Origin of the sequence: Paenibacillus sp. GCM10027628 (assembly GCF_042676385.1) — a bacterium.
Taxonomy (GTDB): Bacteria; Bacillota; Bacilli; order Paenibacillales; family NBRC-103111; genus Paenibacillus_E.
In genome coordinates this window covers 191,551-208,859 of the sequence record NZ_JBHTHA010000002.1, presented here as the reverse complement: position 1 = coordinate 208,859, position 17,309 = coordinate 191,551, and the positions used below count along the sequence as shown (strand labels likewise).

Here is a 17,309-nt window from a genome sequence, read left to right as displayed (position 1 = left end):
TATGAAGTCGATGCTGTACCATCTGATTGTTTGCGTCATAGCCGTTGCTGCAATCTATCCGATCTTATGGTTGGTTGCGAGTTCTCTGAAACCCAATGAAGAGATTTATACGACAGCTACAAGTTTGATTCCAAGCCGCCTGGAGTGGGGAAATTACCTTTCAGGTTGGAAAGGCTTCGCCGGCACGACCTTCACAACATTTATGAAAAATTCATTTATCATCGTCATTATTTCTACGATCGGAGCGGTTGCTTCATCTGCCCTGGTAGCTTACGGATTCGCGCGCATCCGCTTTGCCGGAAGCAAGCTCTGGTTCTCAGCCGTCATGTTAACGCTCTTGCTGCCGCAGGACGTTACGATTATTTCCCAGTATGTCTTATTTGCAAAATTCGGCTGGTTGTCCACTTTTAAACCCATTATCGTCCCGCAATTTTTCGGGATCCCATTTTTCATCTTCCTCATCATGCAGTTTATTCGGACGATTCCTGCCGAGCTGGATGAGGCCGCTAAGATGGATGGCTGCTCGAAGTACAGCATTTTCTTCAAAATTATAGTGCCTTTGATTGTTCCGGCGTTAGTGACATCCGCCATTTTCTCTTTTTACTGGAGATGGGACGATTTCTACACACCGCTGCTTTATTTGAATGATCCTAAATTATACCCGGTTTCTTTGGCGCTCAAGCTGTTTCTGGATAGCGAATCTGTGAATAACTGGGGCGGTATGTTCGCGATGTCGACACTGTCTCTTGTTCCTATATTTATTGTCTTTCTTTTATTTCAAAAGTATATCGTGGAAGGGATCAGCACCAGCGGTTTGAAGGGATAGTGCAGCCATGATGGATGGAAAAGAAAATAATCAGCCACAGGGAGGAATTAATGAAATGCCAGCCATACAATTTGATCCGGAAGAAATTCGTCAACTCATAGATCGCGTCGTCCGGCGGACGTTTCGCATGGACTTTAATTGGGATTGGCCGGGGGGCGTAGCCTTTTACGGCGTGACGGAAGCTTACGAAGCGACAGGCAATGAGGAGTATCTTCATCTGTTGAAGGAATGGGTGGATGAGAAACTGGAGGATGGTTTGCCAAAACTGTCCGTCAATGGAATCTCCATCGGTCATTCGCTTTTGACGCTGTACAAAACGACAGGCGATGAGCGATACATCGAAATCGCCACGCAGATGGCGGAGTTTCTCAAGCATGACGCGGAGCGTTTCGGCGAAGGGATTTTCCAGCATACGGTCAACTCCGAGACGTATAACTTCCCCCAGCAGGCTTGGGTGGATACGATGTTCATGGCCGGATACTTCCTGCTGCGCATCGGTTCCATGCTAAGCCGTGAAGATTATTTCGAAGACGGGTTAAAACAGTATCACGGACATGAGAATTATTTGCAGGATCCTGCGACGAATTTGTACTACCATGGTTGGGATCATTTGGCGCAAAATCACATGTCGGGCATCTTCTGGGCCCGCGGCAATTCATGGGCGGCCATCACGATGGCCCGCGCGCTCACGCTAGTCCACGTGACGCACCCTTCCTTTATGATATTGGAAGGCTCGCTCCGCGATCAGTTAAGCGCTCTTGTTCGTTTGCAGGATGAGAGCGGGCTGTGGCACACCGTACTGACGGATCCTGATTCCTATCTGGAGACGTCCGGCTCAGCAGGCATTGCGGCCGCATTGTTGAGCGTAGGCGCACTCTATAACAAATACACGAATAAATCGATTCAAGGCATTCTCTCGCGAATCACGGAAGACGGTACCGTTACGCATGTATCGGCGGGTACCGCGGTCATGCGGGATATCAACGGATACAAAGGCGTTCCGTATAAGCGAATTCAAGGATGGGGACAAGGACTCGGGCTTACATTCTTGTCATCCTTATTAAATCGCAAAGATTGGTAGGGAGTCGAGAGCGATGACGACGGAATTCAGATTTGTCCCTCTATTTGAATTAATAATAAACCCGAGCAGACAGGTTTGAGTCGATTTCTGACTTAGACCTGTCTGTTTGAGATATTGGAAACCTTTCAAGATATTGTTTTGTGGGTAATGAGGATTTATTTTGGAACTTGAAAATTGAAGCTGTTAACGAGAGGTTTTCAGGTACTCTCAAGCTTGCGAACCTTTATCGTGTTGCTTCGTCAGCCCATAATGATCCCGAAGCGTCGTTCCTCCATATTCGGTGCGGAACAGCCCGCGCCGCTGCAGTTCAGGTACGACTTGTTCCACAAAGTCGTCAAGCCCTTCGCTCATCAGCTGCGGCATGATGTTGAAGCCGTCGGCTGCGCCTCCCACGAACCAGGCTTCGAGCTCATCGGCGATTTGCCGGGCGGTTCCGGTAATCGTTCGATGCCCACGCCCGCCGGCTAAGCGGAGGAGCAGCTGCCGTATCGTCAGCTTTTCGCGGCCGGCGAGCTTCTGAATGAGCTGCGTTCGGCTTTGATGGCCCGCGATTTGGCTCGCCTCCGGCAGCGCCGGGAGCGGTTCGTCCAGCGGGTAGCCGCTTAAGTCGTAGCCGATGCGGTTCGACAGCTGGAGGAGGCTGTACGCCGGGTTCGTCAGCTCCTGCAGCTCGGCTTCCTTTTCCTTCGCTTCCGATTCCGTTCGACCGATAATCGGGCAGATGCCCGGCAATATGATCACCTGCTCGGGCGCACGATCATACGAACGCACGCGTGACTTCATATCAGCGTAGAATGCCTGCGCATCGCCTAATGTCTGTTGCGCCGTAAAGATGGCCTCCGCCCATTGCGCAGCAAACGCGCGGCCGTCTTCGGAGGAACCCGCCTGTACAAGCACAGGCCTGCCTTGCGGGGATCGCGCGATATTGAGCGGGCCGCGCACCGAGAAATGCTTTCCGCGATGGTGCAGCTCGTGCACCTTGCTGCGATCCGCATATAGGCCGGCCTGTTGATCGCGAACCAGAGCGTCTTCGTCCCAGCTTTCCCAAAGTTTCACGGCCACGTCAACGAATTCCTGAGCGCGTTCATACCGCTCGAAGTGTGCAGGAATATGTTCGAAGCTGAAATTTTGTGCTTCGCTATCCGTCCCTGAGGTGATGATATTCCAGCCGGCTCGTCCTTGGCTCAAATGATCCAGAGAAGCGAATCGGCGGGCCACGTGAAAGGGCTCATCAAAACTGGTCGATACGGTGGCGATAAGCCCGATTCGGCTCGTCACCACAGCAAGTGCGGAGAGGAGTGTAAGAGGCTCGAAACCGCCGAGCGCACCATATTGGACTGCGTCAGGTGTCGTCGAGTAGCGATCCGCGATAAAAATGGAATCCAGCTTAGCGGCTTCCGCTTTCCGGGCAATCTTTTCATAATAAGCAAATTGATGAACTTGGCTGCTATCCGAGCTTGGATGGCGCCATGCGGCTTCATGATGCCCTACACCTGTTAAGAAAATATTGAGATGCATTTGTTTATGCATAGGGGTTGCAGCGATGTGGATCACCTCACAAGGGTCAAATGGATGCATATAAAAGAAAAAAGACATAGCTTCAAAGTGCTAAAGCACAGTGAAGGTATGTCTCCGGTTAACCGGTAGAGGTTCATATTCGATAATTCCAATAATCCCAATCGGGTATAAAAAGATGGTATCATCGCTTTTATTGCATGTCAAGGTGATTGACGTATTCCTGAAGTTGGATCCAGGGAAGCGTCGTATTTTTCACAAATAAGTCGTTTTGTCCTGATAAGATGTTCGGTTGGTTGCGGGCGTTTCAGCCGACGGGTATCCCACGAATACAGTTCCGATAATTTTTTTGTTTTCCGGAGCACCAAGGAATTGATGAAGCCTTTCGTCACGAACCAGACCGATGCCGCGAGTTCGCCATACCAAACCCAGGCCAAGTTCCTGAGCAGTGATCCACATGGAATGAATGGCGCATGCTGCGGCATACTCATTGTCCTCTGAGGAAGCATCGTCACCGGGAATGACATCAGCCGTAACGACGATGACAAGCGGTGTGTTCTCGAGTACAAGGAGCGATTCTTTCACCAGATGGGGCTTAGTCGGAAAGCGTTCTTCAAGAAATTGCCGTGCTAACTGCTCGTATCTGGTTTTGGCGGCACCGCGAATGACGTAAAAATGCCATGGTTCCCGCAGACGATCATTAGGCGCCCATACGGCCGCTTCTAGCAGCGTTGTTAATTTGCTATCTTCCACTTCTCGTGGTTCGTAGTTTCGTACAGCTCTACGCTGCTTCAATATGTCCAGCACTTTTATCATAATAGACATTCCTCTCCAAGTCTTCTTTCACGTATTCTATCATATCAGTTGATGAAGATGAACTTTCGACTTTCCCCATTGACTTATCCAACAACTTCTAGTAATTTGGAATTCAAACAAGGGAAAGAAAGGGCTGTCCTTATGTCGCTGCGAACAGAACAACAGCAAGCTGAAATCATTAGAGAATTCCTCATCACGATGGGGCAGTCCTTGCAGCAATATCAATACAGCTTTGCGTGCAGCGCCGATCTCTCCCGGCATGAATTCAATGTGCTCTATGTGCTTCGGCTGCGGGGGCCCATTGTCGTTAAAGAAATTGCGCAGCAAATTCCTGCAGTATCACTTAGCACGTTGACACGGCTGCTGGACAGCCTTGAGCAGAAAAGCTACATCGAACGCAAACTTGATCCTTGCGACCGCAGAAGCTTTGTTATTTCTCCAACAGAGAAAGCGCATCAATTGATGGCGCATTTTCCGCAGCATTGCGATTGTTTCGTCCAGCGTATTACCCAAGCATTAACTTCTGAAGAGCAGACGACTCTCTCAGAGCTTTTTATCAAAATAAAAGCGCATCTTTAACCGCATATAGAGGTTGATCTTTCGCTGGCGCGCGGGAACTCTCCCGCACAGCGATGTAAAACATCGTTGCGGCTACGCTACGATGTTGATCCTACTACTGCAACGGTGGAAACCATCGTTGCAGTTCGCCTTAATTCGCTGGCGCGCGGGAAAGGTGGTAACCAGGGAGCGGAAATTACAGATAGCCGGACAAGGATGAGTCCAGCCCGGCTATTTCCTTGACCTTGTTTTACTTATTTGCACAAAAGAGGCTGTCACACTTCAAGTAGAAAATTAAGTCATAGAGCGGTTTACTACGGCGAAAATGACTTCGAAATATTTACAAATTCAAGAAAGCGTGTTTTTCCTATCGAGGGAGACACGCTTTTTCACATTCCGCAACTTTCCCTCTTCCTTCGCACGCTCCTGCCCATGGGTGAATACAATAGTGTAGTCCAGAAAAGCACCATGCATACGTTTTAGGGAGGAACACCATGAGAAAATATACGGTGAAGCGCGATCAACGTGACTTTCGCGATCTCTATTATCGAAGTGCCAATTATATACGCGAATCGCAATTACCCCGTACGATCGATTTGCGTGATAAGCTTTCCCCAATCGTAAACCAAGGCAATTTGGGTTCCTGCACGTCCAATGCCATCGTCAGCGGGTTGCGTGAGTATTGGCTCCGCCAAGAGTCGCGGTCTACGACACGGTTGTCGCGATTGTTCCACTATTGGCACGAGCGTGAATTGGAAAGCTCGGTGAACCGGGATTCTGGGGCAACCGTCCGCGACGGTATGAAGGTGCTCCAGAAGATCGGCGTTTGTACTGAATCCGAGTGGCCCTACCAGGTAGCGAATTTTAAAACGAAGCCCGATATTTCCGCCGAATCTACTGCCGGTGCGTACCGCATCCATGCCTACCACCGCATTCATGATCTAGCGGGAATTAAGGCAGCACTAGCCGATGGCCAACCTGTCGTGTTCGGAATCTGGATTTACGAGTCATTCGAGGGTCCGCAAGCATCCAGGACAGGGCGAATTCCTTATCCGAACCGGAAAAAGGAACAATTGCTTGGCGGTCATGCGCTGCTGGCGGTCGGGTATAAAGACGGTAAGCAAAAGGGACAAGGAACGGTCATCGTGCGTAATTCATGGGGCAAAGCTTGGGGGGATAACGGTTATTGCTACTTGCCATATTCATTTTTCAAGAACTCTGGGCTAACCTTTGACTATTGGACCGGGAGGTGATGAACCGATGCTAAGCGCAGAAGATGCGAATAAGATCATTGCTTTTTTATCTGCAGCTTACAATGCGACACAGGATCCTGAAGCGAGAGCTGAGTTTCACCGACTGGCGAACGAACTGCGAAAAGCTTCCGGGCAGCCGGAGGAGTAACAACGACAACAACTTAAGATTGAGAGGCGGCTGTAATGCCAAAAGAAAATCTGACACTGCTAGTTTTGGTTTTATTTGTGCTGCTAAGCCTGATTTTATTATTATGGGTATAAAAGGCAAACAGCCCGATGCGATGAGTTTCGCAGCAGGCTGTTTTTCATTTTTGCTTAAAAGCCTTTGTATTGCGGCTCTTCAGTTTCCAGTTGTTGAACGCGGGAGGACACTTGATCTACGATTTGTTGGGTCGCAGTAGCCGCATTTTCAAAAAGATGTTTAGCTTCTTGATTTTGCGTGCTGAGCGCGAAGCTTTCCAGGCTTGCTTGAGCGCTTTTTAAAGAAGCGAGTGTTGATTTTACTTGAGATGCTACAGTCATAGATGATCACCTCCTTATGGACGATTTTTAATATTCCCGTTCTTTCGATCTCCATAATTGCCAAATAAATCCACTTGAAAATGATGATAGTTGCCCTTCAAAACGCACATAATGACTTTGTTCGGAGCGATTCGAAAAAGATATGACGAACTTACATTGGCATTGGTCAACTTTGTACTTAAAGCCTTAGGGAGGGAAAACGAGTGCCGGATTGGTTACATATTATCGTCAGATCCTTAGTAACGCTAATTACGCTGTTTGTGTTAACGAGGATTCTTGGAAAAAAACAAATATCTCAACTCACCTTTTTCGAATATGTCGTCGGGATTACGCTTGGAGACTTGGCCGGGGTTATTTCGACCGATGTGGAAAGCAACTATGGACATGGAATTATTGCGATAGCCGTCTGGTTTTTTGTGCCTTTGCTACTGGAATTGGTGACGCTGAAAAGCAAAACGCTGCGCGTGTGGTTTGAAGGCAAAAGCACTGTTTTCATCAAAGACGGGAAAATTCTCGAAGACAATCTTAAAAAAGAACGTTATACCGTGGACGAGCTACTGGAGCAGCTGCGTACCAAAAGCGTGTTCAAAGTGGCTGATGTTGAGTTCGCCATGCTGGAACCGAGCGGTGATGTGAGCGTGCTGCTTAAAAGTGAAAATCAGCCGCTAACGCCGAAGCATATCGGTATGAAACTTGTCGTGGACAAGCCTGCCCAAGCGGTTATTATGGATGGTGTCATTCAAGATGAGCCTCTGGCTACCGCCGGCAAAAGCAGAGGATGGCTTCATATGGAGCTGGATAAGATAGGGGTAACCAAAGAAAATGTATTTCTCGGACAAGTCGATACACATGGGGAGTTAACGGTCGATTTATACGACGATAAGCTCAAAGTGCCGGAACCGAGCAGGAAGCCGTTGCTGCTGTCCATTTTGAAAAAAAGTGAAGCGGATCTGGAACTGTTCGCCCTAACCACACGTCACCCCGCAGCGAAACAGATGTATACCGAGTGTTCTGAGAAGATGAAGAAGATCATAAGCGAGCTCGAAACGATTCTGAGAACCTAGGAGGCAAAAGTATGGCCAACAATAAGAAGAAAAACATGACGATGACACAGCAGGAATACCAGAAGCTGGCCAAGGCCAAGGAACCTAAAAGGCCGGTTCTGCAAAACTGCATTCGCGCTTTTCTGGTTGGTGGTTTTATTTGCTTGATCGGTGAATGTCTCATGCAAGGGTTCATCAAATGGTTTGGCTTTTCAGAGAAAACGGCGGGAAATCCGACGGTTGCTGTGCTGATTTTTATCTCAGTTATCCTTACCAGCTTCGGTGTTTACGATAAAATCGCTCAATGGGCCGGGGCAGGTTCAGCCGTTCCTGTAACCGGGTTTGCCAACTCATTATGTTCTGCCGCAATCGAACACCGTGCCGAAGGACTTGTCCTTGGGGTCGGGGGTAATATGTTTAAGCTCGCAGGGTCTGTGATCGTCTTTGGAACGGTTGCCGCTTTTGTCGTCGGCATCGTGCATCTGATTTTTATGGGGGGGAGCTAAGGCGCATGCTGAAGGGACATCAAAGCTGGATCTTTAAAAATCGGCCCGTAATTCTGGCGACGGGGACTGTGGTAGGACCTGATGAGGGGCAGGGTCCCATCAGCGAGGATTTCGATATTGTGCACGGTGATCTGACCGTTGGCCAGAAGACCTGGGAGAAGGCGGAGAAGGCGCTGCTCGAAGAAGCCGCGCAGCGCGCGCTGGACAACGCCGGACTTACCGGCGGTCAGGTGCAGTTTTATATAGGAGGCGATCTGATGAATCAGATCATCTCGAATACGTTTGCTGCGCGCACGCTGAACATGCCCTATCTCGGCGTCTTTGGCGCCTGCTCGACGTCGATGGAAGGGCTTGCGATCGCCGCGCAGCTGATTGATTCCAGAGCCGCTCGCTACGCGATGAGCGGCACTTGCAGCCATAACTGCACGGCGGAGAAGCAGTTCCGTTATCCGACGGAATACGGCTCGCAGAAGCCGCCGACGGCGCAATACACGGTGACCGGCGCAGGCGTCGCCGTACTTGGAAGTTCGGGTGACGGCCCGGTCGTCACCTCAGCTACTATCGGGCGGATCGTTGATATGGGGATCAAGGATCCTTTCAATATGGGGGCCGCCATGGCACCGGCGGCCGTAGACACTATCCAGGCTCACTGCCGGGACTTAGGCAGGGAGCCTGGTTATTATGACCTGATCGTGACAGGGGATCTCGCCACAGTAGGCTACAGTATTGCGAATGAGCTGTTTAAGAAGCATCAATTCCCTATTGAACAGACCCAATATATGGATTGCGGCTTAATTATATATGATGTGGACAAACAAGCCGTTCAAGCAGGCGGAAGCGGCTGTGCGTGTTCGGCAACCGTCACATACGCCCATTTGCTGAAACGGATCAAAAGCGGGGAATTGAAACGTATCCTTGTGGTCGCGACGGGGGCGCTATTGTCGCCGCTTTCGTTCCAACAAGGCGAGAGCATTCCTTGCATTGCACATGCAGTTTCAATTGAATCTGGAGGGTTATACGCATGAATTTTGTATGGGCTTTTCTCATTGGCGGCGCAATTTGCGTATTCGGTCAGCTTCTTATGGATGTTGGTAAGCTGCCCCCTGCTCACACGATGAGCACCCTCGTTGTTCTTGGCGCTATTGCGGACGGCTGCGGCCTTTACGATCCGTTTATCGAATTTGCCGGTGCCGGAGCGACGGTGCCAATTACAAGCTTTGGCAACGCGCTTGTGCACGGCGCGCTCGAGGAACTGCAAAAAGACGGTTATATCGGTATCATAACCGGTATCTTTAAAGTGACGAGCGCCGGCATATCGGCAGCGATCATTTTTTCGTTCTTGGCCGCGGTAGTCGTCAAGCCCAAGGGGTGACTCTCTTGTAAATGAAAAGTGTCCAAGCAGGTTGTTGATAACCGGCTTGGACACTTTTCATTTGTTGTATAGGAAATTAGGTAAGATGCAGATTTGCAACCAGATATGTATGTGTGGTGCTGCCAAACTAATTCTCGTATTAGAAGGGACGACTGATCAGGGGGCAAAATTAGAACGAATGTTCTCTAATAGAGTCCTCAGAGACGCTAAAAGTTGAGGAATCCCCATCTAGGAGTCGATTAAAGAACGAATGACCATAAATAGCGAACATGGTTCTCTCATTAAAGACTTTTGTTCGTTCGAGACCTGTTTGGAGCATGTCTCCAAACAATTTGCGTCCAAAAGGTGCGCTAATAACGACCCATATTCGCTAATCTGTTGGACGTCGGCCTTCTCTGCGTCCAACCCCCATTTTTCCCTAACAGCAATTGAACCAAACGGCCTATATTTAGGTCAAATATGGTATGAAATGCTAGGCAAATCTTTTAAAGCAGTCCGACTGCTTAGAGCAGTGGACTAGATGGTTATTTTTTACAAATAATTTTAGAGAAATTACAAGTATACGGACTAAATACTTTCCTGTAAACTAGATTTACGCTGGTTTACCTGTATTTTCTAAGGATAACGACTCATAGCGATGGTTTTCAGCTTCTACGGCAAACGCTTTCGATGAATGCTTTGCCTACATAAACTCGAGGAGGATCAGACATGGAAACTGCCACCCAACATCACGTGGAAGTGCTAGCGAAGTTGAAAGCGAATTTGGAATCCTGCATTCTTGGCAAGAGTCCCGAGATCGAATTGTTGCTCACCGCGATGCTGGCCGGCGGGCATATTTTGTTGGAGGATGTGCCGGGTACGGGTAAAACGGTGCTTATCAAGGCGCTGGCGCGTTCCATTGACGGCCAATTTCGCCGTATTCAATGTAATCCTGATTTATTGCCTTCCGATATTACTGGTGTTTCCATATATCATCCTAAAGAAGAGAAATTTCTGTTCCGCTCCGGACCCATTATGACGAATATTTTGCTTGTGGATGAGATTAACCGGGCTACGACCAAAACACAATCCGCCTTGCTGGAAGCGATGGAGGAGCAGCATATCACGGTAGATGGCGATTTACACGAGCTGCCTTCTCCTTTCCTTATGCTCGCTACGCAGAACCCGATTGATTTCGAAGGCACTTATACGCTGCCGGAAGCGCAGCTGGACCGATTTATGATCAAGCTAAGTCTCGGGTATCCGAATGAAGCTGCTGAGAAGCAAATGATAGCCACCCAGAGTAAAGCACATCCGATAGAGTCTCTGCATGCAGTTATGACTACGGATCAAGTGCTGCAGATTCAAGATCAAGTCCGCAGCGTACATATGGATGAAGCTGTTGCCGACTATCTGGTTGCGATCTCACGAAAAACACGGGATCATAAATACGTATTCCTTGGAGCCAGTCCGAGAGCGACGCTCTCGCTTGTACTAGCCGCCAAAGCCTATGCGTTGATGAACGGAAGGGATTATGTTATTCCTGATGATATTAAATATCTGGCTCCGTATGTCCTCGGCCATCGAATGATTCTTCATTCTGAAGCTCGTATGGACGGAGCAACCGTCACCTCTGTTCTGGCATCTATTTTTGAACAGGTGAGAGTGCCGGTACGATTGGAGAAGTGAGCCCATGAATCGACCGGTTTCGAAGCGATTTGGGGAACGCCCCCGGTTTCCGGCAGCTTTGTGGGTACTTGTTTCCTGTGTGACAGGCAGTCTTTTCTTCCTTTTGTTTCAAGGAGGAAAGCTGGCTTCGATGCTGTTCATGATCGTCATTCTCTTGTCCGTATATCTGCTTCTCGGCCATTGGAGCGGGGTCAAACGCACAATGGGCGTACGCAAGCTGACGAACGTTGGACAAGAGGCTAATCTTGAAGCGGGGCAATCCCTTCAGATTCGTATTGGCGTGCAAATTCCGGGGTTTTGGCCGATTCCCTACATCATGATTAAAGATCAGCTTATCCGACTGAACAGTGAAACCGGCGAGTCAGCCGTATTCGAGGGATCCCTTGTTCCCGATTGGAAACGCCGCGGCGAACTGCATTACAGCACGCCACCGCTAAGAAGAGGGCTGTATCGATTTGGTGCGACGGAATGTTTAACGGAGGACATCTTCGGCTTTTTTCAACATAAGGGTCGCTTAGAGCTGCAAGAGCAGGTGACAGTTTATCCGCAGACCGTGGTGATTGGGGAATGGGCTCAGTTTCATCAAATGTTAAAAGGCATGCAACATCACTCCACGACAACGCGCGCGCACCGAGAAACGACGCAAATTAACGGTGTCCGCGAATATATTTACGGGGATCGCTTGTCTCGCATCCACTGGAATGCAACCGCGAAAACAGGTACGTGGAAATCGAAAGAATTTGAGCGTGAATCGCTGCCGAAAACGATTATCTTGCTCGATCGCACGAGTCGCGCTTATCGCGACGCAGCCGAGTTTGAGCTCGCCGTGTCAGTTGCCGCTTCGTTGTTCAGGTATGCGTCCGGCCGCGATCTGGCTCTAGGCTTGCTGTCTGTCGGCAAGGAAGCTACCTATATGGAGCCTAGGCAAACCCAGCACCACCATAAACATATTATGAACCACTTGGTTGGCGTGGAGGCGGACGGATACCATTCGCTAATCCAGGTAATTAAAGACCGTTCCCGACAAATACCGGCCGGCTGTTTCTTCGTACTGATTTCTCCGCAAAAGGGATCCGCCATGATGCAGGCGCTGCATCACCTTGAGCATCTCCAGATGAACCCTTGTCATATTTGGATACATGGCTCAGCAACTGACGCATTCAAGTTACAAACCGCTGAACCGTCAAGCCTGCAGGAGAATTGGATCAAACAAATTCGTTCCCAAGGGATTATGGGTTATGAGGTTAGTCAATTGGCTGAACTTCCTAGCTTGTTAGGAGGGGCGAAGCGCTATGCATGATCGTTTATGGAAAAGAATGCTGCTTGCAGATTGGCCGCAGCGTATGACAGCGATTATCACCGGATTGTTTCTGTTTCAATTTGTGTTGTGGATTCAGAAGGAAGACGGATTATGGCTTCCAGAGACGGTATCACTTGTAAGCGGAACGTTAGGGATTATCGTTCTCACCTATCTGATACCGCGGTTACATCCATTTTGGCGAGCCGTGCTTCAACTTGTACTCATCATTAGTATGCATGGCGTTGCTTTCAGTTATCATTTTACGATCGTCAAGCTTCATGCATGGAAAGACGTCTTAAAGTGGCTGAATTTGAACGTTGGTCAGATCAGCCCGTTTATTTGGTTCAGCTTAACCGCTTGGATCATTTATTTGTTCGCCATGTGGTCAGTTCAATCCAAATTGCGTATTTTTGTATTAATTTTGGTCAGTGTATTATTTTTCGCAATTCGCGATTCGTTTAGCGTCATTTTTTTGTGGCAGCAAGTGGCAGTCGTGCTGTTTTGCGGTTTCACATTGCTCATGCTTCGTCATTTTACCCAATTGAAGCAGCAGGCGCCGGTTATTTGGGAAAGTATCCTTGAATATCCGGCATCTATTGGAATCCCGGTTGTACTTATCGTTATTATGACTCTTTTTATTGGTGCGATCGCGCCTACGGTTGACCCCGTTCTGACGGATCCTTATACAGCCTGGAAAGTCAGCCGCGGGGAGTCCGTCCCTTTACTTGGCAAAGGAATTAGTACAGCTGCCTCTACAGGGGATGCTTCATCTGGTTATAGCCGGGATGACAGCAAGCTTGGCGGCGGGTTCCGTTACGACTATACGCCGGTGATGACCGTCGATACGACGAAACGTACCTACTTTCGCGGCGAAACGAGATCCTTATACGATGGGAAAGGCTGGGAGCTAAGCGCTACGGAAAAGAAGGTACAATTAACGCGGGTTAATGGAAGTAGTTCCCTGCAGACGGATCCCAGGTTTAATGTTTCGCTTCTGAAAACGAAAGAAGTGACTCAGAGCATTGTTATGAATCGGGAAGAGGTCTTTCCCGTCTTTTTCGGCGGCTTTGCTATTCAGAAGGTTGAAGAGATCAACAAGGGTGAAAACCCGTATCAGCAACTTCTTTGGGCTCCAAGGCAAAGTGAATTGCGATTTATTGAAAAGAGCAACTATCCCAAAGATTATAAAATCGTTACCCAAGAGCCGATTCTGGATGAGCCGGGACTCCGGCAAGTAACTTCGGATTACGCACAGAAGCCGGAATGGAACGAATATTTGCAGCTTCCCGCCGAACTGCCTGAACGCGTTAAGCAATTGGCGATAGACATCACTAAAACAGGCACCAATTCTTACGACAAAGCAAGGCTGATCGAAAAATATTTGTCCGAGCACTATCCTTATACAAATACGCCAGACGAAAGCAAAGGCAAGAGCAAGGACTTTGTAGATCGCTTCTTGTTCGAAGTTAAACAAGGCTATTGCGATTACTACTCAACGTCAATGACCGTTCTGGCCCGATCCATAGGGCTCCCGGCCCGTTGGGTCAAAGGTTACTCGTCTGGGACTTCTCCGGTTCCGGAACAAATCAGGGACTTTGGCGTCAGAAGCCAATTTGGTGAAGACATCGATCCCAATGGGCCTGGAACCTATACCGTCAGAAATTCCGATGCTCATTCTTGGGTGGAAGTTTATTTTGACGGATATGGTTGGATTTCATTCGAGCCTACATCCGGCTTCAGACTGCCTAATGTTTTCCCGGAAGAGGCCGTACTGCCAACTGACCTTCCCACGGATAGCGAACCTGTAACTAGCACACCCGATACGAATGCAGGCTCCAATTACATGTGGTTGTGGTTAAGCGCAGCTGGAGTCGTCATTCTTGCTATTATTGCAGCTGGATTGCTTCTGCTTTTCAAAAGCGTGTCGTTTCAAGCATGGCGTATGCGCCGAAAGCAGGCGCAAGCCATTAATTTTAACCAAAAAATTATTGTTGAATTTGAAAAGCTGCTTCGCATGGGCAGACGCAAAGGCTATACACGACTTGAGCATGAAACGATGCGCGAGGCTGCGATCCGCTGGTCGGTGCAAAGCAAGTGGATGAAGCAAGAGCTGGAGACGGTTCTTTTGCTTTTCGAGCGCGCGAAGTATAGTCAAGCGAACTCTACGGAGCAGGATTATTTGCAGGTTTCACAATCGATTATCAAACTAAAAGAACAAATGAAATAGGCACACAAACCACTCACGTTCAAGGGGGTGGTTTTGCCTGTGAGAGGAGCAATAAAATATGGCATTTATGGATTGTCACTTTTATTCGGAGGCGCTCGGTGTTTCCGCATCGATGTACGTCGTCCTACCGCAAGTTACGCAAAGTCAAATCGGTATGGATTCGAAAACCCATGGTAAAAAGCACCCCACCTTGTATCTGCTACACGGCTTGTCGGATGACCACACGATATGGCTTCGCCGTACTTCGATTGAGCGCTATGCATCGCAATTAGGGATAGCAGTCGTCATGCCAGCCGTTAATCGCAGCTTTTATACGGATATGGCGTACGGTTATGCATATTGGACATTTATCAGTGAAGAATTGCCGGCACTAGCCAGATCTTTCTTTCCGCTCGCTGAGGAGAGAGAAATGAATTATGTGGCTGGTTTGTCGATGGGCGGATACGGCGCTATGAAGCTGGCGCTTACGCACCCCGACCGATTTGCCGCTGCGGCCAGCTTGTCCGGTGCACTGGATGTTGGCCGTTTTGCCAGAGAGCAAGTAAGAGACAAGGACTTTAAGCTCATTTATGGCGATTTGAACCGGATTGAAGGCAGCGATAATGACTTGTTTCATTTGGCCGACCGGTTAGCGGCTAAGAAAGCGGAAACCCCGCTACTGTATCAATGCTGCGGAACAGAAGATTTTTTATATGCAGATAATGTCCGTTTCCGTGATCATCTGCGGAAGTTATCGATCGGTTTAACCTATGAGGAAGAGCCGGGGGATCATGAGTGGGGCTATTGGGACCGGAAAATTCAAAATGTGCTGCAATGGCTGCCTCTGCCATCCCGTTCCTAGTCCGGAAACCTAATGGGAAAATATGTTCTTTTGCTTTTGCAACAAGCGGATCACTATGGTATAGTTTCACGTATATGTCGAGGAATAAGTTGGAGGGAATTGGTTTGCTGAAAAAGCTCGTGCCCAGACAATCCGTGCACACGATTTATGATATCGATATCGACCATCTATGGGGATTCGGCGTTCGCGGCATCATTACAGACCTTGATAATACGCTTGTAGGGGCGCGCGATCCTCATGCGACACCAGAGCTGATCGAGTGGCTGAAACGCGTACAGCAATTGGGTTTCAAAGTTGTGATTGTATCCAACAATCGTCGTGGACGCGTATCGGCCTTTGCGGAGCCGTTAGGCATTCCTTTCATTTACCGAGCGAAAAAACCGACGAACGTTTCGTTCCATAAAGCGATGCAGCTGCTTGGGACGAATGCCAGACAAACGGCTGTGATTGGCGATCAAATGTTGACCGATGTCTTGGGAGGCAATCGCATGGGTCTCTACACGATCCTCGTTCAGCCGATTTCCATCCGGGATGAAGGTTTTTTTACAAAAATCAATCGCCGTATTGAGAAACTGGCGCAGTCGATGATGAAGAAATAAAGCTGCTTACGAAGTTAGCTTTCTTATGGAAAGCTCTTAGGGGGATTTTAGATTCATGAGTCAAGACGAAATTATGCACTGCGCCGGCTGCGGCGTAGAGCTGCAGATTGAAGAGCAGGGAAAGCTTGGTTATGTGCCTGTAGAAGCTTTTCAAAAAGAACCGATCATCTGTCAGCGCTGCTATCGCATCAAGCATTACAATGAATCGTCAAGCATTACGCTGAAACAGGACGATTTCTTGAAGCTTCTCGGCCATGTAGGCCAAACAAAGGCGTTAGTCGTCAATATTGTTGATATTTTCGACTTCGAAGGCAGTATGATCAGCTCGTTGGCAAGATTTGTCGGTAACAATCCGATCCTTCTCGTTGTGAATAAAATCGATCTTTTGCCCAAAGTGACGAATCCGAACAAAATTATTAACTGGGTTCAGCGCAGAGCCAAAGAGCAAAGTCTTCGTGTTGTGGATATCGTGCTGTGCAGCGCGAAAAAGAATATAGGTTTTGACCGCGTCATCTCTGCGGTATCGGAACATCGCGGCAACCGCGATGTGTATGTGGTCGGTGCGACAAATGTCGGCAAATCGACGCTCATCAACCGTTTGATCAGCGATTACAGCGATTTGGAAGCGGAGCTGACTACATCTCAATATCCAGGAACGACGCTTGATTTGGTGAAAATACCGCTGGATGACGGCCGATTTATCGTCGATACGCCGGGCATCGTCTACTCGCACCGCTTGACGGAAGTCGTCACTAAGCGTGATTTGTCGCGGATTATGCCTGATAAACCGCTGAAACCGATCGTATTCCAGCTCAACGAAGAACAAACGCTTTTCTTTGGCGCGATGGCTCGATTTGATTTTATCAAAGGCGAGCACCAATCCTTTACATGCTATACCTCGAATGCGATCCAAATCCATCGTACGAAGCTTGAGCGGGCAGACGATCTGTATGAAGGGCACAAAGGCGAGATGCTCGCGCCTCCGGCCAAAGCGGATTTGGACGAGCTGCCGAAGCTGGTCAAACACCCGATTCACATTCCGAAGGGGAAGCGGATGGATGTGCTGATCTCGGGACTGGGCTGGATCAAAGTAAACAGCGAAGCAGGGGCGGAGCTGGCGGTTCATGCACCGAAAGGGATCAAAGTGATCGCGAGGGAGTCGCTGATCTAGGTTGATGAGGG

At 48.9% G+C, this 17,309-nt stretch carries 18 protein-coding genes; 15 read left to right on the top strand and 3 right to left on the bottom strand.

What is annotated here, in order from left to right; genetic code table 11:
• Position 1: 1 nt before the first annotated feature.
• Together ACFQZT_RS02235 and ACFQZT_RS02230 are read left to right on the top strand one after the other, a co-directional pair.
• Positions 2-826 (top strand): carbohydrate ABC transporter permease, encoded by an 825-nt coding sequence (locus ACFQZT_RS02235; protein WP_379297905.1) that lies wholly within the window; start codon positions 2-4, stop codon positions 824-826.
• A gap of 55 nt (positions 827-881) precedes the next feature.
• Positions 882-1,907 (top strand): glycoside hydrolase family 88/105 protein, encoded by a 1,026-nt coding sequence (locus tag ACFQZT_RS02230; protein WP_379296114.1) that lies wholly within the window; start codon positions 882-884, stop codon positions 1,905-1,907.
• Between the two features lie 207 nt (positions 1,908-2,114).
• Here ACFQZT_RS02230 and ACFQZT_RS02225 read toward each other — a convergent pair whose 3' ends face one another.
• Positions 2,115-3,437, bottom strand: a complete 1,323-nt coding sequence (locus ACFQZT_RS02225) for an LLM class flavin-dependent oxidoreductase (protein ID WP_379296112.1) — start codon at positions 3,435-3,437, stop codon at positions 2,115-2,117.
• Positions 3,438-3,677: 240 nt separating this feature from the next.
• Positions 3,678-4,238, bottom strand: a complete 561-nt coding sequence (locus tag ACFQZT_RS02220) for a nitroreductase family protein (protein ID WP_379296110.1) — start codon at positions 4,236-4,238, stop codon at positions 3,678-3,680.
• Positions 4,239-4,379: 141 nt separating this feature from the next.
• Between ACFQZT_RS02220 and ACFQZT_RS02215 the strand changes: the two genes are divergently transcribed.
• From ACFQZT_RS02215 to ACFQZT_RS02205, 3 genes are all read left to right on the top strand, one after another.
• Positions 4,380-4,817, top strand: coding sequence for a MarR family winged helix-turn-helix transcriptional regulator (locus ACFQZT_RS02215; RefSeq protein WP_379296108.1), 438 nt, complete (start codon positions 4,380-4,382; stop codon positions 4,815-4,817).
• A gap of 473 nt (positions 4,818-5,290) precedes the next feature.
• On the top strand, positions 5,291-6,049 hold the full coding sequence (locus ACFQZT_RS02210) for a C1 family peptidase (RefSeq protein WP_379296106.1): 759 nt from the start codon (positions 5,291-5,293) through the stop codon (positions 6,047-6,049).
• A 7-nt stretch (positions 6,050-6,056) separates the two neighbouring features.
• Positions 6,057-6,197, top strand: coding sequence for an N-acetylmuramoyl-L-alanine amidase (locus ACFQZT_RS02205; protein WP_379296104.1), 141 nt, complete (start codon positions 6,057-6,059; stop codon positions 6,195-6,197).
• 167 nt (positions 6,198-6,364) lie between these two features.
• Here ACFQZT_RS02205 and ACFQZT_RS02200 read toward each other — a convergent pair whose 3' ends face one another.
• On the bottom strand, positions 6,365-6,571 hold the full coding sequence (locus ACFQZT_RS02200; RefSeq protein ID WP_379296102.1) for a DUF1657 domain-containing protein: 207 nt from the start codon (positions 6,569-6,571) through the stop codon (positions 6,365-6,367).
• Positions 6,572-6,774: 203 nt separating this feature from the next.
• On the opposite strand from ACFQZT_RS02200, the gene ACFQZT_RS02195 reads away from it, so the two are divergent.
• The 10 genes from ACFQZT_RS02195 to yqeH all read left to right on the top strand — a co-directional run bounded on the left by ACFQZT_RS02195 (position 6,775) and on the right by yqeH (position 17,298).
• Positions 6,775-7,635: a DUF421 domain-containing protein gene (locus tag ACFQZT_RS02195; RefSeq protein ID WP_379296100.1), complete on the top strand. Its 861-nt coding sequence runs from the start codon at positions 6,775-6,777 to the stop codon at positions 7,633-7,635.
• 11 nt (positions 7,636-7,646) lie between these two features.
• On the top strand, positions 7,647-8,120 hold the full coding sequence (gene spoVAC / locus ACFQZT_RS02190; RefSeq protein WP_379296098.1) for a stage V sporulation protein AC: 474 nt from the start codon (positions 7,647-7,649) through the stop codon (positions 8,118-8,120).
• Positions 8,121-8,125: 5 nt separating this feature from the next.
• Entirely contained in the window at positions 8,126-9,145 is a 1,020-nt protein-coding gene (gene spoVAD, locus ACFQZT_RS02185; protein WP_379296096.1) for a stage V sporulation protein AD, read from the top strand.
• The gene (gene spoVAE / locus ACFQZT_RS02180) at positions 9,142-9,492 is read left to right on the top strand and encodes a stage V sporulation protein AE (protein WP_379296094.1); all 351 of its coding nucleotides are present in this window, start codon (positions 9,142-9,144) and stop codon (positions 9,490-9,492) included. Before spoVAD ends, spoVAE begins: the two co-directional genes overlap by 4 nt.
• A 708-nt stretch (positions 9,493-10,200) precedes the next feature.
• Positions 10,201-11,160 carry an AAA family ATPase gene (locus ACFQZT_RS02175; protein ID WP_379296092.1) on the top strand — a complete coding sequence of 320 codons (960 nt, stop codon included), beginning with the start codon at positions 10,201-10,203 and terminating at the stop codon, positions 11,158-11,160.
• Between the two features lie 4 nt (positions 11,161-11,164).
• Positions 11,165-12,460 carry a DUF58 domain-containing protein gene (locus ACFQZT_RS02170; RefSeq protein ID WP_379296090.1) on the top strand — a complete coding sequence of 432 codons (1,296 nt, stop codon included), beginning with the start codon at positions 11,165-11,167 and terminating at the stop codon, positions 12,458-12,460.
• On the top strand, positions 12,453-14,687 hold the full coding sequence (locus ACFQZT_RS02165) for a transglutaminase TgpA family protein (RefSeq protein WP_379296088.1): 2,235 nt from the start codon (positions 12,453-12,455) through the stop codon (positions 14,685-14,687). Before ACFQZT_RS02170 ends, ACFQZT_RS02165 begins: the two co-directional genes overlap by 8 nt.
• A 58-nt stretch (positions 14,688-14,745) precedes the next feature.
• Positions 14,746-15,528, top strand: a complete 783-nt coding sequence (locus ACFQZT_RS02160; RefSeq protein WP_379296086.1) for an alpha/beta hydrolase — start codon at positions 14,746-14,748, stop codon at positions 15,526-15,528.
• A 104-nt stretch (positions 15,529-15,632) separates the two neighbouring features.
• Positions 15,633-16,127, top strand: a complete 495-nt coding sequence (locus ACFQZT_RS02155) for a YqeG family HAD IIIA-type phosphatase (RefSeq protein WP_379296084.1) — start codon at positions 15,633-15,635, stop codon at positions 16,125-16,127.
• 55 nt (positions 16,128-16,182) lie between these two features.
• On the top strand, positions 16,183-17,298 hold the full coding sequence (gene yqeH, locus ACFQZT_RS02150) for a ribosome biogenesis GTPase YqeH (RefSeq protein ID WP_379296081.1): 1,116 nt from the start codon (positions 16,183-16,185) through the stop codon (positions 17,296-17,298).
• Positions 17,299-17,309: the final 11 nt, after the last annotated feature.